This window comes from Bacillus luti (assembly GCF_001884105.1).
In the GTDB taxonomy this organism is placed as follows: domain Bacteria; phylum Bacillota; class Bacilli; order Bacillales; family Bacillaceae_G; genus Bacillus_A; species Bacillus_A luti.
This window is the reverse complement of sequence record NZ_MACI01000058.1, coordinates 1-1,440: the sequence shown is the minus strand read 5'-3', so window position 1 is coordinate 1,440 and position 1,440 is coordinate 1. Positions and strand designations below refer to the sequence as shown.

Here is a 1,440-nt window from a genome sequence, read left to right as displayed (position 1 = left end):
TCCTCAGGCGTGTGAAAGACGATAGTCTAGCGGCAGGTGGGAGATAAATTTCGGTTTGGCGTAGCCAAACATTGGGTTTTCCTATTTATTTCGCCTCTGATATAATTATTCTTATAAGAGGTAAAGTTTGGTATAACAATGAAAGTAGATAATAATTTTGTAGTGTTCAGGTTGTGTGATTACCGTCATAGCTTATGGGAAATGAAGCGGAAAATGGGGTGAATGGATATGGCAAAGCAGAATAAGGCTTACAAATTTCGTCTGTATCCAACAGAAGAACAAGCACATCTCATACGTAAAACATTCGGCTGCGTACGATTTGTATATAATAAAATGCTGGCTGAACGAAAAGAAGCATATGAAAAACACAAAGCGAATAAGGAAGAACTGAAGAAACAAAAATTCCCTACTCCTGCGAAATACAAAGTGGAGTATGAATGGTTGAAAGAAGTCGATTCCTTAGCGTTGGCCAACGCGCAATTAAATTTGCAAACTGCGTATAAGAATTTTTTTAGTGGTCAAAATGATTTTCCAACATTCAAAAGCAAAAAGAGTAGAAAATCCTATACAACGAATCGAGTAAATGGAAATATTATGTTATTTCATGGTTATATCAAATTACCGAAATTGAAAATGGTGAAACTGAAGCAACATAGAGAAATCCCGCCAAACCATATCATCAAATCGTGTACGATTTCGATGACACCAACTGGTAAGTATTACGTGTCTATTTTGACCGAATATGAAAAAGAAATCACTCCAAAAGAAGTAGAACGTGTAGTTGGATTAGACTTCGCAATGGCTGAATTGTACGTGAGTAGCGAAGATGAGAAAGCCAATTATCCTCGCTTTTATCGTCAGATGTTAGATAGATTAGCAAAAGCGCAACGAGTATTGGCAAGACGTGTAAAAGATTCAGAGCGCTGGAATAAACAACGCATTCGTGTAGCGAAGTTGCATGAAAAGGTCGCTAATCAACGTAAAAATTTCCTTCATCACAAGTCTAAAGAATTAGCTACGGGTTTTGACGTTGTAGCAATTGAAGACTTACATATGAAAGGGATGTCACGAGCACTACGCTTTGGTAAAAGTGTAGCGGATAACGGTTGGAAGATGCTCACGACATTTTTAGCATATAAGCTACAAGAACAAGGAAAACAGCTTGTAAAAATAGATAAATGGTTTCCTTCTACAAAAATGTGTAGTTGTTGTGGAAATAAAAAAGAAATGCCATTATGTGAACGTACGTATGCGTGTTCGTGTGGATTCACAATCGGCCGTGATTATAACGCAGCTATCAATATCAAAAAAGAAGCCATGCGTTTATTAGCATTGATATAAATCGTAAGAAATAACCTTTGGAACAAGGGAGTTAGCTCGGCTGTCATAGGACAAATTCGTTAGCTATCAAAAGTAGCGATGAACCGAGAAGCCCCCACT

General features: G+C 37.5%; 1 protein-coding gene. It reads left to right on the top strand.

Translation table 11 applies throughout. From position 1 onward, the window contains the following. Positions 1-228: 228 nt before the first annotated feature. Positions 229-1,341 carry an RNA-guided endonuclease TnpB family protein gene (locus tag BAQ48_RS13610; RefSeq protein WP_071711506.1) on the top strand — a complete coding sequence of 371 codons (1,113 nt, stop codon included), beginning with the start codon at positions 229-231 and terminating at the stop codon, positions 1,339-1,341. Positions 1,342-1,440: the final 99 nt, after the last annotated feature.